Below are 18,975 nucleotides of genomic sequence, written 5' to 3' on the forward strand. Positions count from 1 at the left end.
CCCCACCCGAAGATGGGTTGGACGGGGTTGTGCTTCATGCACTGGCTTTTAACACACTGTTGAGTTCTCAAGAAACGGACGCGTACACCATCACCCAGACCCGGCCAACCAGCCGAGCAGAACTCCGGGGCGTTCGTTTTGTTTTATTCTGTTCTTTCGTTGTGCCTTTATTCTTTCAGGCCCGCTTTTTCGTGTCAAACCGGCTTGTTGTGATCCGGTTGATTCGATCTAGCTGACCTGCTGGAATTCAGGCGACTCCGTTTCCGGAGCAACCCCTCTAACTTACCAGCCCCTGAGCGGCTCTGCGAACCGATCTTCGAGACCGTTGGTTTCAAAGGGATTGTCGGCAAACACGACACAAGCCATACGGAAGTCACCGGAGTGATTGGAGTGGTTTGCGCCGGACCTTGCCGACGTCCAAAGATTAGCAGCCCCCGAAGACCGCTCGAGACGTAACGGCGAACCTCACGGCCGGGAAACAGGAGGTGGACGGAGCCGGAGGCGCCCCGGCCCACGAGAGGCCATGAGGGACCACGAGCGAAACGGGCCCAACCGCCCCAACCCGCCCTGGCCGCCGCCCCAACCACCTCCAACCACCCTGGCCACTACCTGGACGTCCCGACCCTCCGACCCCACCGGGCAGCCGAACCAAGACCGAACCAAGACCGCCCAGGACAGCCCAGGACCGCACCAAACGCGCCGGCAAGGTCGGTCGAGTCAGCTGAGCGGGTGGATCCGAACAGGGACCGGCGGAAACATAGACTCGGCTGAGTGAGCAGCCAGACGCCGCCGACGGCGAAGAAGGTTCCCAGCGAGCGCGTGCACCACGGGGACACCGTGGTCGATGACTACGCGTGGCTGACGGTCAAGGACGACCCGGAGGTGGTCGCCTACCTGGAGGCGGAGAACGCCTACACGCAGGAGGCGACCACCCACCTCAAGCCCCTGCAGGAGACGCTCTTCCAGGAGATCAAGGGACGCACCCTGGAGACCGATCTCTCGGTCCCCACCCGCAAGGGCGGCTGGTGGTACTACTCGCGGACGGAGGAGGGCAAGCAGTACGGCATCCAGTGCCGGGTGGCGGCCGACGGCGAGACGCCGCCCGAACTGAAGGCCGGGGAGTCGCTTCCCGGCGAGGAGGTCCTGCTCGACGGCAACGAACTCGCCGGAGACTCCGACTTCTTCTCGATCGGCACCAGCTCGGTCAGCCCCGACGGCACCCTGCTGGCCTACTCCACCAACTTCACCGGCGACGAGCGCTTCACCCTGAAGGTGAAGAACCTCGCCACCGGCGAGACCCTCCCCGACGAGATTCCCGGCATCTTCTACGGCGGTGCCTGGTCCGCCGACGGCACGACGTTCTTCTACACCACGGTCGACGACGCCTGGCGGCCCAACCAGGTCCACCGACACACGATCGGGAGCCCGGCCGAGGACGACGTGCTCGTCCACGAGGAGTCCGACGAGCGGTTCTGGGTCGGCATCGGGCTCAGCCGCAGCGAGCGCTACCTGGTCCTCTCCGCCGGAAGCAAGATCACCAGCGAGGTACGCGTCCTGGAGGCCGACGACCCCACCGGAGAGTTCCGGGTCGTCAGGCCCCGGGAGACCGGTGTCGAGTACGGCGTCGACCACGCGGGCGACCACTTCCTGGTCCTGCACAACCGGAACGCGGAGAACTTCGAGCTGGCCACCGCGCCCCTCGACGACCCCGGCAGCTGGACGCCGCTCATCGAGCACCGCACCGACACCCGGCTGCTCGACGTCGACGCCTTCGAGGGTCACACCGTCGTGCACTTCCGCAGGGAGGGCCTCACCGGCATCCGCATCCTGCCCCGCGGCGGGGAGGCGTACGAGATCCCCTTCCCCGAGCCGATCTACGACGTGGCGCCGTCGGGCAACCCGGAGTTCGTCACGGGACGGCTGCGGCTCGGCTACACCAGCATGGTCACTCCGCCGTCGGTCTACGACTACGACCTCGGCGCGCGCGAGCTGGTCCTGCTGAAGCAGAAGGTGGTGCTGGGCGGCTACGACCCGGCCGACTACGAGCAGTTCCGCGAGTGGGCGACCGCCTCGGACGGCACTCGCGTGCCGATCTCGATCGTGGTCAAGAAGGGCACGGAGCGGCCCGCCCCCACCGTGCTGTACGGCTACGGAAGCTACGAGATCTCGATCGACCCGTCGTTCTCCGTAGCGAGGCTCAGCCTGCTCGACCGGGGCTTCGTCTTCGCCGTCGCGCACGTCAGAGGCGGTGGTGAGATGGGCCGACGCTGGTACGAGAACGGCAAGTTCCAGCAGAAGAAGAACACGTTCACCGACTTCGTCGCCGCCGCCGAGCACCTCTCCGCCTCCGGCTGGTCGAGCGCGATCGTCGCCAGGGGTGGCTCCGCGGGCGGGTTGCTGATGGGCGCCGTCGCCAACCTCGCGCCGGAGACCTTCGCGGGCGTGGTCGCGGAGGTGCCGTTCGTGGACGCGCTGAACACGATCCTCGACCCGTCGCTGCCGCTGACCGTGATCGAATGGGACGAGTGGGGCGACCCGCTGCACGATCCCGAGGTGTACGCGTACATGAAGTCGTACACGCCCTACGAGAACGTGGACGGCCGGGTCTACCCGCCGATTCTGGCGATCACCAGCCTCAACGACACGAGGGTTTTCTACCACGAGCCCGCCAAGTGGATCGCGAAGCTCCGCGAGGTCGCGCACGGCGGGCCTTTCCTGCTCAAGACGGAGATGGGCGCCGGACACGGCGGCCGGAGCGGCAGGTACGACTCCTGGCGCGAAGAGGCCTTCACCCTCTCCTGGATTCTCGACACGACGAAGGTGGCGCAGTGACATATCTCGCGGCGAACGACAGGTACGACGATCGCCAGCCGTACAACAGGGTCGGCAAGAGTGGGCTCAAGCTGCCCGCCGTCTCCCTGGGGCTCTGGCACAACTTCGGTGACGACAAGCCCTTCGAGGTTCAGCGGGACATCCTCAGGAGGGCCTTCGACCTGGGGGTGACCCACTTCGACCTGGCCAACAACTACGGCCCGCCGCCCGGGACCGCGGAGACCAACTTCGGCCGGCACTTCCGCGAGGACTTCGCCCCGTACCGGGACGAGCTGGTCATCTCCACCAAGGCGGGCTACGACATGTGGCCGGGCCCGTACGGCGAGTGGGGCTCGCGCAAGTACCTGCTGTCCAGCCTGGACCGGTCGCTGGAGCGGATGGGGATCGACTACGTCGACATCTTCTACAGCCACCGGTTCGACCCGGACACCCCGCTCGAGGAGACGATGGGCGCGCTGGACCACGCGGTCCGGTCGGGCAAGGCGCTGTACGCGGGCATCTCGTCCTACTCGCCCGAGCACACCAAGGAGGCCGCGCGGATCCTGCGGGAGATGGGCACTCCGCTGCTGATCCACCAGCCCTCGTACTCGATGCTGAACCGATGGATCGAGGGCGGCCTGCTCGACGTCCTGGAGGAGGTGGGCGCGGGCTGCATCGCGTTCTCGCCGCTGGCGCAGGGCATGCTGACCGACCGCTACCTGAACGGGATCCCCGAGGGGTCGCGGGCCTCGCAGGGGCGCTTCCTCACCCCGGACATGCTCACCGAAGAGAGCATGCGGCACATCCGCACCCTGAACGAGATCGCGGGCCGGCGCGGCCAGTCGCTGGCGCAGATGGCGCTGGCGTGGGCGCTGCGTGACAAGCGGGTCACCTCGGTGCTGATCGGCGCGAGCAGCGTCGAGCAGCTGGAGAACAGCCTCGCGGCGGTGGAGAACACCTCGTTCGACGCCGGGGAGCTGGAGGCGATCGACAAGGACGCGGTCGACGCGGGGATCAACATCTGGGCCAGGTCCAGCGAGGCCTGACCTCCCCGCCCATCCGCTCGCCCGCTCTCACGTACGGAGGCCGCCGGTCCAGGTGACCGGCGGCCTCCGTCGTGAGGACCCGTCCATGAACACCCGTCCGCGAAGATCCGTCGAAAGATCCGCCTGGGAAGATGAAGATCCGCCTGCGAGAACCCGTCCGTGAGAGGACGCGGGCGAGGTGGCGAGGTCAGAGCGCCTCGTGTCTCTGCAGGTACGCGAACGAGGCCCAACCCGGCAGGACCGGCAGCCAGAAGGTCAGCAGCCGGAACAGCAGGACGGCCGGGGCCGCCACCTCGCGCGGCACGCCCGCCAGGGTGAGACCGGCCGTGAGGGAGAACTCGACGGCGCCGAGCCCGCCGGGGGTCGGGGCGGCCGAGCCGATGGCGTTGCCCGCGAGGAAGACGATGGCGACGGCGGCGAAGTTGATGGAGCCACCGAAGGCGCGGACACAGGCGTCCAGGCAGATCACGAAGAACAGGGTGAGCATCAGCGTGCCGCCGAAGCCCTCGATGATCTTCCGCGGTGACTGGAGGATGTCGAGCAGGCGCGGGATGACGCCGGAGAACAGCGAGCGGAGCCGCGCGGTGATCATGCGGCGCAGGCGTGGCACGCTCACGATGACCAGGATCAGCACGGCCGCGGCGAGCAGCGTGATCACGAGCGTGCGCGACGGGGTGAACGACGAGGCCGTGTTGGAGCCGGTGATGTAGGCGAACAGCAACAGCAGGGCGATGTGGCAGGCGAGCCCGATGAGCTGTGAGGCGCCCACGCTGGCCACCGCCTGCCCCGGAGGAATGCCACGTTTCTGCAGGTAACGGGTGTTGACCGCGACCCCGCTCACCGCGGCGGGCGCGACGAGCTTGACGAACGACCCGGCGAACTGGGCGAGCACCGTACGGCCGAGGGGCAGCTTCTCCGGCACGAACCCCATCAGCATGAGGGCGGCGGCGACGTAGCTCAGCATCGCGGCGACGAGCGCCACCCCGGTCCAGCTCCACTTGGCCGACGTGATCATGTTGAGGTTGATCTGGGTCAGGTAGTAGACCAGGAAGTACGCGGCGAACGCGGTGCCGATGATGGTGATCAGGGTCCGGGGACGGAAGCGCTCCAGGCGCACCTCCTCGGCCTCGGTCCTCGGCTTGAGCTCGACGATCCGGTCGCGGATCTCGGTGAGCAGCTCCTTGTTCTTGCTGAGCGCGGCCCTGGTCTCCCTGGTCAGCGCGATCCGCTGGAGCAGCGGGAGCGCGTCGGCGAGCACGCCCGACCCGGCCACGGCCGCGGCGGCGGCGACCGCCCGCTCGGCGCCGACGCGCAGGCTGAGATAGGTGAGCAACTGGGCGATGTCGAGGCGCAGCAGCAGGTCGCCGGCGGCGATCTCGCCGCTGCGGGCGTCCGTCAGTATGACCCGGCCCTCGCCGTCGACGTGGATGCTGTCTCCGGTCAGCCGCCGGTGGGCGAGCCGCTGGACCTGCAACAACAGGACCTGCTCCCAGATCTGGGCGAGCAGGTTGTCGTCGATCTCCTTGTCGGGGATGCTGTCGAGCGCGCGGGTGGGGGTGTGCTCGTAGGCGAGCAGCGCGGCCTCGGTGCCGATCTCGCTGGTACCGACGAGCCTGGGGGTGCTCGCTCCGGCCGCCTGCGCGGCGTACGCCATCAGGGCCTCGCGCTCCAGCTCGGCGCGGAGCGAGCGGATGGCCTTGCGGCGGGTCTCCGAGTTGAGGCGGATGCGCCGCCAGAGGCGGTAGAGCACCCCGGCGACCTGACGGTCACGGTCGAGGACGACGACGTCGAGGCGGCTGCCGTCCTTGAGGTCGACGGCGTAGCGGCGGCTGCTCTGGTAGTCGTCGTCGAGCCTGCGGGCCTTGACGGGGACGAAGCCCAGCTTGCGGAGCGCCGCGACGACCGTGCTGCCCGGGGGGCGGGTGTTGGGACTGCCCACGCCGTACAGGGTGGCGTAGCCGACGGCCAGCCCGACCAGGATGGAGACGACGATGCCGAGGATGGTGGCGGCGAGTCCGGCGAACAGGGCGACGGCGTTGAGCGCGACCGCGCTCCACAGGGCCGCCCGCCAGGTGGGACGGCGGGAGATCCGCACCGCGGTGACGTAGGCGATGATCGGGGTGAGCAGGGTGTTGATCGGCTCGACCCCGGCCCGCCCGCCGGTCAGCAGGACCCGCAGGTCCTCGGGACCGGCGCTGACGATCCACTCGCCGAGCACGAAGGAGAACACCATCGCGGCGATGGCCGCGAAGAGCCCCTCGGCCACCCGGAGGCCGTCGCGGTGGAGGACCCGCTCGATGGCGAAGGCGACGGGCACGCCGAGCATCGCCGACGCGCTCAGCACCCCGGCCAGACCGCTGAGCAGGAACGGCGCCCGGCTGGTGCCGTCGGCGACGTCGCCCTCCAGGCCGTTCAGGGTCTTCTTCGCGACGAGGGCGAGCAGGACCACGGCCACGAGCGCGAGCAGGGTCGCCAGGAAGCGCAGCAGGTCGGAGGGACGGCGGATCCTCTGCGGGAGCAGCGGCTCGACGACGTGCACGGTGAGATCGTCGTCCGTCGTCGGCCGTGTGCCGTCGACGGACGCCATCTCGTCCAGTTCCCCGATTTTCGTCACCGCCTGCGATTCTGCACGTTCCGCATTACAGGTGCGTCACCGATCTTCTCCTTGGGTGTCCACAATCAGAGTCATGCGTATCTCAGTGGCCTCCGACAGTCTTGACGGTGTGGCTTCCATCTTGGTGTCTGCGATCGAAAAAAGAGGTCACACGGTGATACCTCATGGTGCCGTGGCCGACGAGCGGGCCGACTGGGCCTGGTGCTGCGCGCGGGCCGCCCAGGATGTGGCCTCGGGGGCCGCCGATCAGGCGATCGTGTGCTGCTGGACCGGGACGGGGGCGTCGATCGCGGCGAACAAGGTGCCCGGGATCAGGGCGGCGCTGTGCGCGGACGCGGCCACGGCGGACGGGGCACGCCGCTGGAACGACGCCAACGTGCTGGCGATCAGCCTCCGGTTGATCTCCGCCCCGCTGCTCGGGGAGATCCTGGACGCCTGGTTCGCGGGGAGTCCCAGTCTCGACGAGGGAGACAGGGCGAACATAGCGTACCTGTCCGAGATGGAGAATTGACCGTTCTACCTGCGGGAACAATCAATTTGATGGATGACGGCCTGAAAAACTGACCAGCATGTTCCGTCACCCGTCCGCGTCCCTTCGAGCCGTGTCCGAGGGGCGGGAAGCCCCCTCCGTCGCTCCGAGGAAACTGCTGGCCGCGATCACCGTCCTGTCGGTCGTGTCCCTGGCCGCCGTGTCCGCCGTGTCCACCGTCCCGGCCGGTGCGGCGCCCGTGCCCGGAGGCGGCGATTCCGAACGGGCCGGCGCGGCGCCCGTCCCCGGAGCCGGTGACTCCGAACACGTCGGTGCGGTGTCCGTCCCCGCGGGCGGTGGTTCCGGACGGGCCGGCGCGGGGCTCGCCCCCGGAGGGCGTGCCCCCGGACCGGCGGCCGGGGACCCCCTGTCGCCGGGCGCGGAGGCGTTCGGGGCGTCGGTCAAGCTCGCGCCCCTCAAGGGGCACCTGGAGAGGCTCCAGGAGATCGCCCACGCCAACGGCGACACCCGGGCGGCGGCCACACCCGGCTACGACGCCTCGCTCGCCTACGTCGCGGGCAGGCTCCGGGCCGCCGGGTACCGGGTCACCTCGCAGGAGTTCAAGATCTCCTTCTTCCGCGAGGTCACGGCCCCGGTGCTCGAACGGATCCGGCCCACCGCCAAGACGTACGTGCCCGGCACCGACTTCAGGACCATGACGTACTCCGGCTCGGGGAACGTGACGGGCCCGGTTCAGGGGGTCGACCTGGTCCTGCCGCCGAAGCAGGGACCGGAATCCACCTCGGGGTGTGAGGCGAGCGACTTCTCCACGTTCGTCCGGGGCGACATCGCGCTGATCCAGCGCGGCACCTGCAGTTTCCAGGTCAAGGCGGAACGGGCCGAGGCCGCCGGCGCGTCCGCTGTGATCATCTTCAACGACGGCCGGACGGGCCAGGGGACCGAGGACCGCAGGGCCCTGCTCGGTGGCTCGATCAACACCTCCGCCGTGCGCATCCCGGTCGTCGGCACCGACTTCGCGACCGGTGAGGAACTGGCGGCGCCGGGGACGAGGACGAAGCTCGTCGTGGACGCCGAGAGCGCTCCCGACCGCAGGACGCGCAACCTCATCGCGGAGAGCGGCTGGGGGGACCCGGACAGGGTCGTCATGCTCGGTGCCCACCTGGACAGCGTCATGATGGGCCCCGGCATCAACGACAACGGCTCGGGCACGGCGGGCGTCCTGGAGACGGCGCTGGCGGCGAAGTCGCTGCGGACGAGGAACAGGCTGCGCTTCGCCTTCTGGGGCGCCGAGGAACTGGGCCTGCTCGGTTCGAAACACTATGTGGCCGCCCTGCCCCCGGCGGAGCGGGCGAAGATCAAGCTCTACCTGAACTTCGACATGATCGCCTCGCCGAACTACGTTTTCGGGATCTACGACGGCGACTCCTCAGGCCCGGTCGCCGGCGCGACCCCGCCCCCCGGATCGGGCCGGATCGAGAAACTCTTCCAGGGGTACTTCGAGGCGGTGGGCGAGCCGTACCAGGACGCCGAGTTCAGTGGCCGTTCCGACTACGGCCCCTTCATCGCGGTCGGCATCCCCTCGGGAGGGCTGTTCACCGGCGCCGAGCGCCTCAAGACCGCCGAGGAGGCCGGGAAGTTCGGCGGCAGCGCCGGGGTCGCGTACGACAAGTGCTACCACCAGGCGTGCGACACCATCGCCAACGTCAACGAGAAGGCGCTGAAGGTGAACGCCGGGGCGATCGCGACGGCGGCGTTCGTCTTCGGGTACGCCCGCGACCTCCCCGGCGCTCCCTCCGCCCTCGGTGACCGCGAGGATCGCGGGCGTCGTGAGGGACCCGGTACGGAGGAGCCCGGTAAGGAGGGGCCCGGCAAGGGGGTCGTCGTCGCCCCGGGCGAGGCGGGCATCGCCGGGCCGGGAACCGGCGCGGGCGGCCTGGAGCCCGGCCACGACCACGGGCACGGCGGCCTTCTCAGGTGACGCCCCTTCTCGGGTGACACGTCCCCGCTGGCGCCGGGGTTGGAGGAGGACCGGACGGCGAGGCCGGAAAGGGGCCAGAAAGGGGCCGGAAGGGGACCTGAAGGGGAACGCGCGTGTGTCCCGGCCAGGGGGCGCGGCTACAGTCGGGGCATGTCGTCAGGCGAATTGCGAGTGCTGGGGGCGTGCCCGCTGGACTGCCCCGACACCTGCTCCTGGGTGGTGACCGTCCAGGACGGCAGTGCCGTCAAGATGCGCGGCAACCCGGACCATCCGTACACCCGGGGCGCGCTCTGCGTGAAGGTCAACCGCTACCTGGAGCACACCCGGGCGGCCGACCGCATCCTGCACCCGATGCGGCGGGTCGGCCCCAAGGGGTCCGGGCGGTTCGAGCGGATCAGCTGGGACGAGGCCCTGGAGGAGATCTCCGTACGGCTGCGCGGCATCGTCGACGAGTACGGCGGCGAGGCGATCTGGCCCTACCTGGGCACCGGCACGCTGGGATACGTCCAGGGGTCGGAGGGGATCGCCGGGAGGCGGTTCTGGAACGTCCTGGGGGCGTCGAGGCACTTCCTGAACATCTGCTCCTCGGCCGGGAACTCCGGCCTGCGGCAGGTCTACGGCACGCCGGGCGGCATGGACCCGGAGACGTTCGCCCTGTCCAGGCTCATCCTGCTGTGGGGGACGAACACGCTGACGAGCGGGCACCACCTGTGGAAGTTCATCCAGGACGCCCGCGCGGCCGGGGCGCACGTGGTGGCGATCGACCCGATCCGCACCCGCACCGCCGAGCAGGCCGACGAGCACCTGCCGATCCGGCCCGGCACCGACGCCGCCCTCGCCCTGGGGCTGATGAACGTCGTCCTCGCCGAGGGCGCCGAGGACCGCGACTACCTGGAGAACCACACGAGCGGCTGGGAGAACCTCCGCGAGGAGATCCTGCGCCATCCCCCGGCGCGCGTGGCGGAGATCACCGGGCTGCCCGAGGCCGACATCCGGGCCCTGGGGACACGCCTGGCGCGTACGCGGCCCACCGGCATCCGGGCCACCATGGGCGTGCAGCGGCACGCGGGCGGCGGCACCGCGATGCGGACGATCGCCTCCATCCCCGGCGTGACGGGCGACTGGCGCCACCCGGGCGGCGGGATCGTGTACTCCACCAGCGGGCACGTCCACCTGAACATCGACACCCGCGACGACCTGCTCCCCGGTCCGGTCCGCACGCTCACCATGACCCGGCTCGCCGACGAGCTGGACGAGTCGGTGAAGTGCCTGTGGGTGTACGCGGCCAACCCGATGGGTTCCACCTCCGGCCAGAACCGGGTCCGCGAGAGGCTGCTGCGCGAGGACCTGTTCACCGTCGTGATGGAGCAGTTCCCCACCGACACCGTCGACTACGCCGACATCGTCCTGCCCGCCACCATGCAGATCGAGCACGCCGACCTGCACGCGGGGTACGGGCACATGTACCTGCTGTGGAACGAGCCCGCCGTCGAGCCGCCGGGCGAGTGCCTGTCCACCACCGAGACGTTCCGCCGCCTGGCGCGGCACATGGGGCTCACCGAGCCGTCCCTGTACGACTCCGACCTGGAGCTGGCCGAGCAGCTGCTCACCTCGGGGCACCCCTCGCTGGAGGGGATCACACTCGACCGGCTGCGCAAGGAGGGCTGGGTCCGGCTCAGCGTCCCCCGGCCGTTCGTGCCGTTCACCGACGGCTTCCCGACGCCCTCCGGCCGGATGGAGTTCGGCTCGGGACCGGCCTACGTCCCGCCGCACACGGCCTCGGCCGCGCCGGGGTCCTACCCGCTGGCGCTCATCACACCCGCCTCCCACACCTTCCTGAACACCACCTTCGGCAACAACCCCGAGCTGCTGAAGCGCTCGAAGGGCCCGCGGATCCTGGTCCACCCCGAGGACGCCTCGCGGAGGGGGCTGAGCGAGGGGCAGCGGGCCCGGGTGTTCAACGACGAGGGCGAGTTCGAGGCCGTGGTGGAGATCAGCGAGAAGGTACGGCCCGGCGTGGTCGCGTCCACCAAGGGACACTGGCGCAAGCTCAGCCCGGGAGGGGCGACGGCGAACGCCGTGGTGGCCGCCCGCGACGCCGACCTGGGCCGGGGCGCCGTCTATCACGACAACCTGGTGGAACTCGCCCCGTGCGCCACGACCGGATGACCGGCGCTTCCGGCCGGAGCCCGCGCGGCCCCAGGGCCGATCATCGTGGCGCCCCGATCGCGAGCCCACGCGAACCCGTGGCCGATCACCGAGGCGGGTCGACGGCCGAGTCGACGTGAACCTTTGGCGAGCCGCCGGATGATCAGGTCAGCGCGAGCTTGTACCCCTCGTGGGACGCGACGAAGCCGAGGGAGTCGTAGAAGCGGTGGGCGTCCGCGCGGGACTTGTCCGTGGTCAGCTGGACCAGGGCGCACCCCCGGGCCCGCCCCCGGTCGAGCGCCCACTCCATCATCGTGCGGCCCAGCCCCCGTCCCCGCAGGCCGGAGGCGATCCGCACCGCCTCGATCTGCATCCGGAGCGCCCCGCGACGGGAGATGCCCGGGATGTAGGTGAGCTGCATGGTGCCCACCACCTCGCCGTCCAGCTCCGCGACGATCAGCTCGTTGCCGGGGTCGGCGTCGATGGCCTCGAAGGCGGCGCGGTGCTCGTCGCCGAAGGCTCCCTGGCGCGAGGCCGCGATGACGTCGTCGGCGAGCATGGCCACGATGAGCGGGACGTCCTCGGCACGGGCGATACGGAATTCCACCGGCATGACGACCAACCTATCCAGCCAGTCCGGAGCCGCTGATCCCCCGGCCCCGCCCTTCCCCCGCCAGCACCCCGGCCACGTCGGCGGGTGTGAACCCCGGCCCCTTGGCGGCCTTGCCGTTCTCGGTGCCGGACTTCGTCATGTTGGCCCGGTGCACCTCGGCGAGCACCCGGTCCAGGTCGATTCCGTACGTCAGGGCGGTGCCGTACGCGACGTAGACCACGTCGGCCAGCTCGTGCGCCACCCCGGCCAGGTCGCCCGCCTCGGCGGCCTGCGCCACCTCGGCCACCTCCTCGTCGAGGAACCTCTGCCGAAGTCGGGCCAGCTCCGCGGAAGGCAGGCCGGGGGCGTCGGAGAGGGGGAGCCCGATCTTCTCGTGGAACTCTCGAACCAGGCGCGCCGGTGATCCATCCATGCCGGCCAGCCTAGGCCGTGCCCTCACCCCGAAAGGCCCTCAGGAAGTCCTCGGAAGGCCCTCGGAGGTTCTCGGAAGGTTCCCGGAGGGCGACCTGCGAGGCCCCGCGAGCGACGAGGTCCCGGAGCGCCGGAGATCTATCCGGACCAGGACGCCCGAGGTCCGGACCAGGACGCCCGAGGACCGGTCCTCCCCCGTGAGCCACCCGCTCCATGGGTCACCCGCTCCGTGTGCCACCCGGAAATCGTCCGGGCGGAGCCGTCGAGTGACCTTCCGTACCGCCGGCGCCGGCGGCGTCCCCGATGCGGCGACTCCGGGGACAGTCAGGGTTGCTCCCCGATGTGGGCAAGGGGGCGTGAAAGGCAGTCTGGTGGCATGAAAGAGGAACTGACTCGAAGTGATGAGATGTCCATCGCCGGGGCGGCGCTGCGCGGTGCTCCCTGGAAGACCGCGGCCGTGGTCGGCGGCGCGACGGCGACCACCGGTTTCGTGCTGAGCGTGTTCGCGGACGGCGGGGACCTGCCGTGGGCGATGGCCATCGGCATCGGCCTGTTCTCGCTCATCGCGGCCATCGGCTCGATCAGCAGGCCCGCCGTCGGAGACCGGGTGACCCGGGAGGCACGGCTCTGGGCGCTGCGCCACCCCTGGAGGTTCGCCCTCTATCCCGCGCTCGGCTCCGCGATCCTCCTCTATCCCGTGCAGCTCGTCCTCGACCGCGAGGGCGTCTTCGGGGCGGCTCTGGACGCGCTCCAGGGGGGTCTCGCGATCTACCTGATCACGGCGTTCGTCGCCATGACCCTCAAGGGGCGCGGCCAGACCTCGCTCCCCGGTGGCCGCTGAACCTCACGGCCCGGCCGTCCGGGCCCCGGTGGCCCCCAGCCTCCTCCCGGTGGCCGTCCGGTCTCACGCGGCCACCCGCTCTTCCCCTGGTTTCCCCTGGTCTCACGGCCCGGCCGAGCCTTTCGGCGTGACCGGGCCGAAGCCCGCCCCGAGACGTTAGACCCTCTCGTACTCGGCGCGGCAGACACAGAACTCGTTGCCCTCGGGATCGAGCATCGTGACCCAGCCGCTGCCGTCGGGGTTGCGGTGGTCCCCGGAGATCGTGGCGCCGAGGTCGGCGAGGCGTTCGACCTCCTCGTCGCGGGTGGTGCCCGCCGAGCCGGTGATGTCCAGGTGGACGCGGTTCTTGACCGCCTTGTCCTCGGGGACCCTGATGAAGAGCAGATCGACCCGGCCGCCCTGGAGGAGGACCTCGTCGTCGTTCTTCTCCGTGTCCGGGTGGAGCTCCCCGCCGGTGGCGTCGCGCCAGAAGGTCGCCAGCTCGTACGGCTGGGCGCAGTCGAAGGTCACACAGTGAACGTCAATCATGAGCCCACCCAACCCGACACCACCAAAGCCGTCAAGCTGGTTTCAGGCGAGCCGTTCCAGGATCCGCGCATCACGCCGCCGGACGCACCCGTACGGCCCGCCGAAACCCCCGGGCGGGCGGTCAGTGGCCGCCTCCGGCGAGGTTGAGCCCGACGACGCCCGCGATGATGAGCAGGATCGACGCGATCTTGAGAGCCGACGCGCTCTCGCCGAGGACGATGATGCCGAGCGCGGCGGTGCCGACGGCTCCGATGCCGGTCCAGACGGCGTAGGCCGTACCGACCTCCAGGGTTTTCAGCCCTATGGCGAGCAGGCCGAAACTGAGCACGCTGAAGACCACGAAACCGATGCTCGGCAGCACCTCGGAGAATCCGTCGCTCAGCTTGAGCGAGTACGCCATCGCGACTTCGAACAGACCGGCGACCAGAATGAAGACCCAGGCCATGACAGCTCCTCCTTGATCAGGAGCGTCGTCTTTGCCTACCGGGTACGGCGCGTCTCGTCCGGGAACGCCCTTTTGAGCGCTCTACCGGAGGAACGAGCCGGATCTCACTTTGATTCCCACCAGAGTGTGAACCACCGGTCGCGGGGCACCGGCCACATGTCCAGCTCGACCACCGCCGCGACGACCTCGTCGGCCCGCTCCGGGCCGAGGCAGAGCCTGCGGCAGGCGCTCTCGGCGAGGTCGTCGAGCCGGGTGAAGCGGGGCAGCGGGGCCACCCGCCACTCGTGGTGGACCTCGTGGCCGAGCCCCTCGGCGACGGCGATCACGTCGTGGGCCGTGGGCCTGGTGGGGCGGGTGATGCCGTGGAAGTGCTGCCAGAGGGGGTTGAGCCAGCTCATCGGGTGCCGGCCGGTGAGTTCCAGGACGACCCGGGCGCGGGCGTGGCGGGTGAGCTCGGTGAGGAATTCCGCCAGGTAGGGCACGTCGTAGACGACGTGGGCCGAGACCGCGACGTCCGCGACCGGTGTCCGGTCCGCGACGTCGGGCCAGCGGCCTCTCACGATCCGGGTGGGAACGCCGAGCGCCGTGGCCCTGGAGGACAGCTCGGCGAGCATGGCGTCGGAGGGGTCGACCGCGATCAGCTCCCCCAGGCTCCGGCCCAGCGGCAGGGAGGCCGCCCCGGTCCCGGCGCCGACGTCCAGCACGCTCCCGCCGGACGGGAGGGCCTCGGCGATCCGCGCCAGGGTCGGCCCCTCGGGAACCGCGAGGGCGAGGTCGGTGCGCTCGGCGAACCGCGCCGGGGAGTGGCCCCAGGGACTCACCGGCGCCCTGGCCGCGATCTCCTCGGGAATCCCCCATGTCCCGAGGTCGGCCCGCCACTGCTCGTCCATGGGACGAGCCTAGGAGAGCTTTCCCCGCCCGTCGATCGACCTCGCTGGAGCATCCGCGGGCCGTATGACGAACGTCCTAGTAGGGGTTGTTTTCTAGGGGTTACTCACGGGTAGCATTACAGGTAACGTTACTGGCGAGTATGGACAGTCCCGGATCCCCGGTTTCAAGGAGCAGACCCCATGGGCCACTACAAGAGCAACGTCCGTGACCTGGAGTTCAACCTCTTCGAGGTCTTCGGGCGCCGGGACATCCTGGGCACCGGCCTCTACGCCGATCTGGACGAGGACGTCGTGCGGAGCATCCTGGAGGAGGTCAACCGTCTCGCCACGGGCGTGCTCGCCGACTCCTTCGAGGAGGGCGACCGCACCCCGCCGGTGTTCGACCCCGCCACCGGGTCGGTGACGATGCCGCAGGGCTTCAAGAAGTCCTTCGCCGCCTACCGCGACGCCGGCTGGACCAACCTCAGTCTCCCCGCCGAGCTCGGCGGCCCCGGTCTGCCCAGCAGCGTGAGCTGGGCACTGGCCGAGATGGTCCTCGGCTCGAACCCGGCCATCTGGATGTACTCCAGTGGCCCGGCCTTCGCCCACGTGCTCCACGTGATCGGCACCGAGGAGCAGAAGCGCTACGCCGAGCTGGCCATCGAGAGGCAGTGGGGCGCCACCATGGTGCTCACCGAGCCGGACGCCGGCTCCGACGTGGGCGCGGGCCGCGCGAAGGCCGTGAAGCAGGACGACGGCACCTGGCACATCGAGGGCGTGAAGCGCTTCATCACCAGCGCCGAGCACGACCTGTCCGACAACATCTTCCACCTGGTGCTGGCCCGCCCCGAGGGGCACGGCGTCGGCACCAAGGGCCTGTCGATGTTCCTGGTCTCGAAGTACCACGTGGACCTGGAGACCGGCGAGCTCGGCGAGCGCAACGGCGTCTACGTCACCAACGTCGAGAAGAAGATGGGTCTCAAGGTCTCCACGACCTGCGAGGTCACCTTCGGCGGCGAGCACCCGGCCGTGGGCACGCTGATCGGCGAGGTTCACGAGGGCATCAAGCAGATGTTCATGATCATCGAGCACGCCCGGATGATGGTCGGCTCGAAGGCGATCGCCACGCTCTCCACCGGCTACCTCAACGCCCTCGCCTACGCCAAGCAGCGGGTGCAGGGCGCCGACCTCACCCAGATGGCCGACAAGTCGGCCCCCCGCGTGACGATCACCCACCACCCGGACGTACGCCGGGAGCTGATGCTCCAGAAGTCGTACGCCGAGGGCATGCGGGCCCTGGTCATGCTCACCGCCACCTACCAGGACGACGTGCTGATCGCCGAGCACGAGGGCCGCAGGGACGAGCACGCCGAGGCGATGAACGACCTGCTGCTGCCGCTCGTCAAGGGTGTCGGCTCCGAGCGCTCGTACGAGCTGCTGGCCCGCTCGCTGCAGACCCTGGGCGGCTCCGGATACCTGCAGGACTACCCGATCGAGCAGTACATCAGGGACGCGAAGATCGACTCCCTCTACGAGGGCACCACCGCGATCCAGGGCATGGACCTGTTCTTCCGCAAGGTCCTGCGCAACCAGGGGGCCGCCCTCGGCTCGCTGTACGCCGACGTGAAGGCCTTCTCCGCCTCCGAGGCGGGCAACGGGCGGCTGAAGGAGGGGCGCAAGCTCCTGGGCGAGGCCGCCGACGACGTCAAGGCCATGGCCGACACCATGGCGGGCTGGGCGATCGGCTCGCTGGAGACCCCGCAGGAGGTCTACAAGGTCGGCCTGAACACCACCCGGTTCCTGCTCGCCTTGGGCGACGTGGTGATCGGCTGGCTGCTGCTGCGCCAGGCCGAGGTGGCCCTGGCCGCGCTGGGCTCGGCCACCGAGGGGAGCGACCACGCCTTCTACACCGGCAAGGTCTCCGCGGCCGTGTTCTTCGCCCAGACCGTCCTGCCCCGCATCGCCGCCGAGCGCCGCACCCTCGAAGCCACCGACCAGGACCTGATGGAACTGCCCGAAGAGGCCTTCTGACCTGATCTGACCCAGCCCGACCCGACCTGCCCCGGCCCGAGCCGCGCCGCTTCGGGCCGACGGACCACCTGCTCCCGCGGCAGGCACGATGAGGGACCGGCCCCGTTCTCACGGGGCCGGTCCCTCATCCTTTTCCCGGCTCCTCGTGCTTTTCCCGGCTCCTCGTGTCGCGACGAGACCTCCCAGACGTCCTGGAACGGAAACCCGAACGGCCGACCGCCGATCCGATGTCGCCCCACCCCGAGTTGGCCGCCCAGGACGATCGGGGGGCGGCGAGGGACGAAGACGGATGGATCATCGCGAAGTCATTGACAGCCACACCTTGTTATTCTCATACTGAGATTGTCTCAACTTGAGAAGGACATGTGATGGATGAAACCGAGTTCCTGGCCGGATACGACCCGCGGGCATATCCGGCGGTCGCGGTGACGGTCGACGTGGTGGCGCTCACCATTCGCGGGGGCGGGTTGCGCGTTCTGCTGATCAAGCGGGCCGAGCAACCCTATGCGGGGCTGTGGGCGCTGCCCGGGGGTTTCATCCGGCCGGGAGAGGATCTGCCGCAGGCCGCGGCGCGGGAGCTGGCCGAGGAGACGGGGCTGGCCGGGCTGGCGGAACGGGTCCACATCGAGCAGCTCGCCAGCTACGGGGCGCCCGAGCGTGATCCCCGGATGAGGATCGTCTCGGTCTCCTATCTGGCGTTCGCGCCCGACCTGCCCGACCCCCGGGCGGGCTCGGACGCGGCCGACGCCTCCTGGCATCCGGTCGACAAGCTGCCGGAGCTCGCGTTCGACCACGACCGCATCCTGGCGCACGGGCTGGAGCGGGCCCGCGGCAAGCTGGAGTACACCCCGCTCGCCACCGCGTTCGCCGGCGAGAGGTTCACGATCTCCGAGTTGCGTGGCGTCTACGAGACGGTCTGGGGCGTGCCGCTGCACGCGGGCAACTTCCACCGCAAGATCCTGTCGGTGCCCGGCTTCGTGGAGAGCACCGGCGAGACCACCGAGAGCGGCGGGGCCAGGGGCGGGCCGCGCGCCAAGCTCTACCGGGCCGGCGACGCCCGGCTCCTGCACCCCGCCCTGTTGCGGCCGGCCAGGGAGGAGCAGATCAGATGACCACCACGGCCGAGGCGATCGCGCTGGTGACCGCCGCCCGCACGCCCGAGGACCTGTTCGGAGGGGATTTCCCGCACCGGACGTACCGGAGGCTGGCGAGGCTGCTCCACCCCGACCTCGCGCCGGGAGCGGAGGCCGCCGAGGCGTTCAGCAGGCTGGCGGGGCTGTGGGCGGCCCGCGGCGGGGCCCGGGACCGGGCCACGGAGCGGGCCAAGGAGACGGTGATCACCACCAGGCGGGGCACCTACCGGATCGGGGGCGTCTTCCGGCGGGGCGCGTCGGCCGTGCTCTACGAGAGCGGCACCGACACGCTGCTCAAGCTTCCGCGCAGCCACGCGGACAACGACCTCATGCGCCGCGAGGCGGAGTCCCTGGAGACGATCGCCCGCGACGGCGACCCGCTGCTCCTGCCGTACGTGCCCCGCCTGGTGGAGTCGTTCCGGCACCGCTCGGAAAGGGTCGAACGGCAGGCCAACGTGATCAGCCGGGTGCCGGACGGGTTCCTGAGCCTGGACGAGGTCCGGTTGCGGCGGCCGGTTCTCGACGTGCGGGACGTGGCGTGGATCTGGCGGCGGCTGCTGGTGGCGGTCGGCGCGGCCCACCGGGCGGGGGTCGTGCACGGCGCGGTGTTCGGGCAGCACGTCCTCGTCCACCCGCTCGACCACGGCCTGGTGCTCGTCGACTGGAGCCAGTCGGTCCCGCTCGGCACCCCGATCACCGCGCTCGTGGCCAGGCACCGCGACGACTACCCGCCCTCGGTCCTGGCCAGGAGGCCCGCGACCCCGGCCACCGACATCCACCTCGCCACCCGCTGCGTGGCCGCCCTCATGGGCGACCACGTCCCCGTCCCGGTCAGGAACTTCGTCCGGGGCAGCCTGCTCAGCCCGCCGAACGACGCCTGGCGGCTGCTGGGGGAGCTCGACGACCTGCTCGACGACCTGTACGGGCCGAGGAAGTACCGGCCGCTCCATCTCTGACTTTCACAAGACTCCCTATCGCAAGACTCCATAGAACGTTCCATCCCTGATCCGAGGAGAT

General features: G+C 70.1%; 16 protein-coding genes and 1 riboswitch. Of the genes, 10 read left to right on the plus strand and 6 right to left on the minus strand.

All coding sequences use genetic code 11. The features are described 5' to 3' along the window. The 3 genes from ACFFRH_RS35575 to mgrA all read left to right on the plus strand — a co-directional run. The coding region (locus tag ACFFRH_RS35575; RefSeq protein ID WP_386161903.1) for a hypothetical protein at positions 1-236 on the plus strand (236 nt) is incomplete at its 5' end. 535 nt (positions 237-771) lie between these two features. Next, a complete protein-coding gene (locus tag ACFFRH_RS35580; protein WP_344743206.1) occupies positions 772-2,832 on the plus strand; it encodes a S9 family peptidase in 2,061 nt (686 codons plus the stop codon). Then, positions 2,829-3,857 carry an L-glyceraldehyde 3-phosphate reductase gene (gene mgrA / locus ACFFRH_RS35585; RefSeq protein ID WP_344743208.1) on the plus strand — a complete coding sequence of 343 codons (1,029 nt, stop codon included), beginning with the start codon at positions 2,829-2,831 and terminating at the stop codon, positions 3,855-3,857. The genes ACFFRH_RS35580 and mgrA overlap by 4 nt, the downstream gene beginning before the upstream one ends. Positions 3,858-4,044: 187 nt before the next feature. Here mgrA and ACFFRH_RS35590 read toward each other — a convergent pair whose 3' ends face one another. After that, positions 4,045-6,471, minus strand: a complete 2,427-nt coding sequence (locus ACFFRH_RS35590) for a lysylphosphatidylglycerol synthase transmembrane domain-containing protein (RefSeq protein ID WP_344743209.1) — start codon at positions 6,469-6,471, stop codon at positions 4,045-4,047. A 73-nt stretch (positions 6,472-6,544) separates the two neighbouring features. On the opposite strand from ACFFRH_RS35590, the gene ACFFRH_RS35595 reads away from it, so the two are divergent. The 3 genes from ACFFRH_RS35595 to ACFFRH_RS35605 all read left to right on the plus strand — a co-directional run bounded on the left by ACFFRH_RS35595 (position 6,545) and on the right by ACFFRH_RS35605 (position 11,108). Then, a complete protein-coding gene (locus ACFFRH_RS35595; protein ID WP_344743210.1) occupies positions 6,545-6,982 on the plus strand; it encodes an RpiB/LacA/LacB family sugar-phosphate isomerase in 438 nt (145 codons plus the stop codon). A gap of 91 nt (positions 6,983-7,073) precedes the next feature. Then, positions 7,074-8,939 (plus strand): M28 family metallopeptidase, encoded by a 1,866-nt coding sequence (locus ACFFRH_RS35600; RefSeq protein ID WP_386161906.1) that lies wholly within the window; start codon positions 7,074-7,076, stop codon positions 8,937-8,939. 150 nt (positions 8,940-9,089) lie between these two features. After that, complete coding sequence (locus ACFFRH_RS35605; protein ID WP_386161907.1) at positions 9,090-11,108, plus strand: molybdopterin-containing oxidoreductase family protein; 2,019 nt, start codon at positions 9,090-9,092, stop codon at positions 11,106-11,108. Positions 11,109-11,250: 142 nt separating this feature from the next. Here ACFFRH_RS35605 and ACFFRH_RS35610 read toward each other — a convergent pair whose 3' ends face one another. Together ACFFRH_RS35610 and ACFFRH_RS35615 are read right to left on the minus strand one after the other, a co-directional pair. Further along, a complete protein-coding gene (locus ACFFRH_RS35610) occupies positions 11,251-11,700 on the minus strand; it encodes a GNAT family N-acetyltransferase (protein ID WP_386161909.1) in 450 nt (149 codons plus the stop codon). Positions 11,701-11,710: 10 nt separating this feature from the next. After that, the gene (locus ACFFRH_RS35615) at positions 11,711-12,112 is read right to left on the minus strand and encodes a pyrophosphohydrolase domain-containing protein (protein WP_386161910.1); all 402 of its coding nucleotides are present in this window, start codon (positions 12,110-12,112) and stop codon (positions 11,711-11,713) included. Between the two features lie 375 nt (positions 12,113-12,487). Here ACFFRH_RS35615 and ACFFRH_RS35620 point away from each other — a divergent pair, with 375 nt between their 5' ends. Then, a complete protein-coding gene (locus ACFFRH_RS35620; RefSeq protein ID WP_386161912.1) occupies positions 12,488-12,952 on the plus strand; it encodes a hypothetical protein in 465 nt (154 codons plus the stop codon). A gap of 156 nt (positions 12,953-13,108) precedes the next feature. Here ACFFRH_RS35620 and ACFFRH_RS35625 read toward each other — a convergent pair whose 3' ends face one another. The 3 genes from ACFFRH_RS35625 to ACFFRH_RS35635 all read right to left on the minus strand — a co-directional run bounded on the left by ACFFRH_RS35625 (position 13,109) and on the right by ACFFRH_RS35635 (position 14,815). Further along, complete coding sequence (locus ACFFRH_RS35625) at positions 13,109-13,480, minus strand: VOC family protein (RefSeq protein WP_386161913.1); 372 nt, start codon at positions 13,478-13,480, stop codon at positions 13,109-13,111. A 121-nt stretch (positions 13,481-13,601) separates the two neighbouring features. After that, positions 13,602-13,925 (minus strand): DMT family transporter, encoded by a 324-nt coding sequence (locus ACFFRH_RS35630; RefSeq protein WP_344747650.1) that lies wholly within the window; start codon positions 13,923-13,925, stop codon positions 13,602-13,604. Between the two features lie 19 nt (positions 13,926-13,944). After that, positions 13,945-14,010: riboswitch (guanidine-III (ykkC-III) riboswitch) on the minus strand. 19 nt (positions 14,011-14,029) lie between these two features. Next, positions 14,030-14,815 carry a class I SAM-dependent methyltransferase gene (locus tag ACFFRH_RS35635; RefSeq protein ID WP_344747649.1) on the minus strand — a complete coding sequence of 262 codons (786 nt, stop codon included), beginning with the start codon at positions 14,813-14,815 and terminating at the stop codon, positions 14,030-14,032. Positions 14,816-14,995: 180 nt separating this feature from the next. On the opposite strand from ACFFRH_RS35635, the gene ACFFRH_RS35640 reads away from it, so the two are divergent. From ACFFRH_RS35640 to ACFFRH_RS35650, 3 genes are all read left to right on the plus strand, one after another. After that, positions 14,996-16,825 carry an acyl-CoA dehydrogenase gene (locus ACFFRH_RS35640; protein ID WP_344747648.1) on the plus strand — a complete coding sequence of 610 codons (1,830 nt, stop codon included), beginning with the start codon at positions 14,996-14,998 and terminating at the stop codon, positions 16,823-16,825. 368 nt (positions 16,826-17,193) lie between these two features. Further along, on the plus strand, positions 17,194-17,937 hold the full coding sequence (locus ACFFRH_RS35645; RefSeq protein ID WP_344747646.1) for an NUDIX hydrolase: 744 nt from the start codon (positions 17,194-17,196) through the stop codon (positions 17,935-17,937). Further along, positions 17,934-18,914 (plus strand): molecular chaperone DnaJ, encoded by a 981-nt coding sequence (locus ACFFRH_RS35650; protein WP_386161916.1) that lies wholly within the window; start codon positions 17,934-17,936, stop codon positions 18,912-18,914. The genes ACFFRH_RS35645 and ACFFRH_RS35650 overlap by 4 nt, the downstream gene beginning before the upstream one ends. Positions 18,915-18,975: the final 61 nt, after the last annotated feature.

This window comes from Streptosporangium vulgare (assembly GCF_042428775.1).
In the GTDB taxonomy this organism is placed as follows: Bacteria; Actinomycetota; Actinomycetes; order Streptosporangiales; family Streptosporangiaceae; genus Streptosporangium; species Streptosporangium vulgare.

Bases quoted from the DNA above. Each gene is read 5' to 3' on its own strand.
- ACFFRH_RS35595 (WP_344743210.1), top strand. From the start codon at position 6,545: ATGCGTATCTCAGTGGCCTCCGACAGTCTTGACGGTGTGGCTTCCATC.
- ACFFRH_RS35605 (WP_386161907.1), top strand. From the start codon at position 9,090: ATGTCGTCAGGCGAATTGCGAGTGCTGGGGGCGTGCCCGCTGGACTGC.
- ACFFRH_RS35610 (WP_386161909.1), bottom strand. From the start codon at position 11,700: ATGCCGGTGGAATTCCGTATCGCCCGTGCCGAGGACGTCCCGCTCATC.
- ACFFRH_RS35615 (WP_386161910.1), bottom strand. From the start codon at position 12,112: ATGGATGGATCACCGGCGCGCCTGGTTCGAGAGTTCCACGAGAAGATC.
- ACFFRH_RS35620 (WP_386161912.1), top strand. From the start codon at position 12,488: ATGAAAGAGGAACTGACTCGAAGTGATGAGATGTCCATCGCCGGGGCG.
- ACFFRH_RS35625 (WP_386161913.1), bottom strand. From the start codon at position 13,480: ATGATTGACGTTCACTGTGTGACCTTCGACTGCGCCCAGCCGTACGAG.
- ACFFRH_RS35630 (WP_344747650.1), bottom strand. From the start codon at position 13,925: ATGGCCTGGGTCTTCATTCTGGTCGCCGGTCTGTTCGAAGTCGCGATG.
- ACFFRH_RS35635 (WP_344747649.1), bottom strand. From the start codon at position 14,815: ATGGACGAGCAGTGGCGGGCCGACCTCGGGACATGGGGGATTCCCGAG.
- ACFFRH_RS35640 (WP_344747648.1), top strand. From the start codon at position 14,996: ATGGGCCACTACAAGAGCAACGTCCGTGACCTGGAGTTCAACCTCTTC.
- ACFFRH_RS35645 (WP_344747646.1), top strand. From the start codon at position 17,194: ATGGATGAAACCGAGTTCCTGGCCGGATACGACCCGCGGGCATATCCG.
- ACFFRH_RS35650 (WP_386161916.1), top strand. From the start codon at position 17,934: ATGACCACCACGGCCGAGGCGATCGCGCTGGTGACCGCCGCCCGCACG.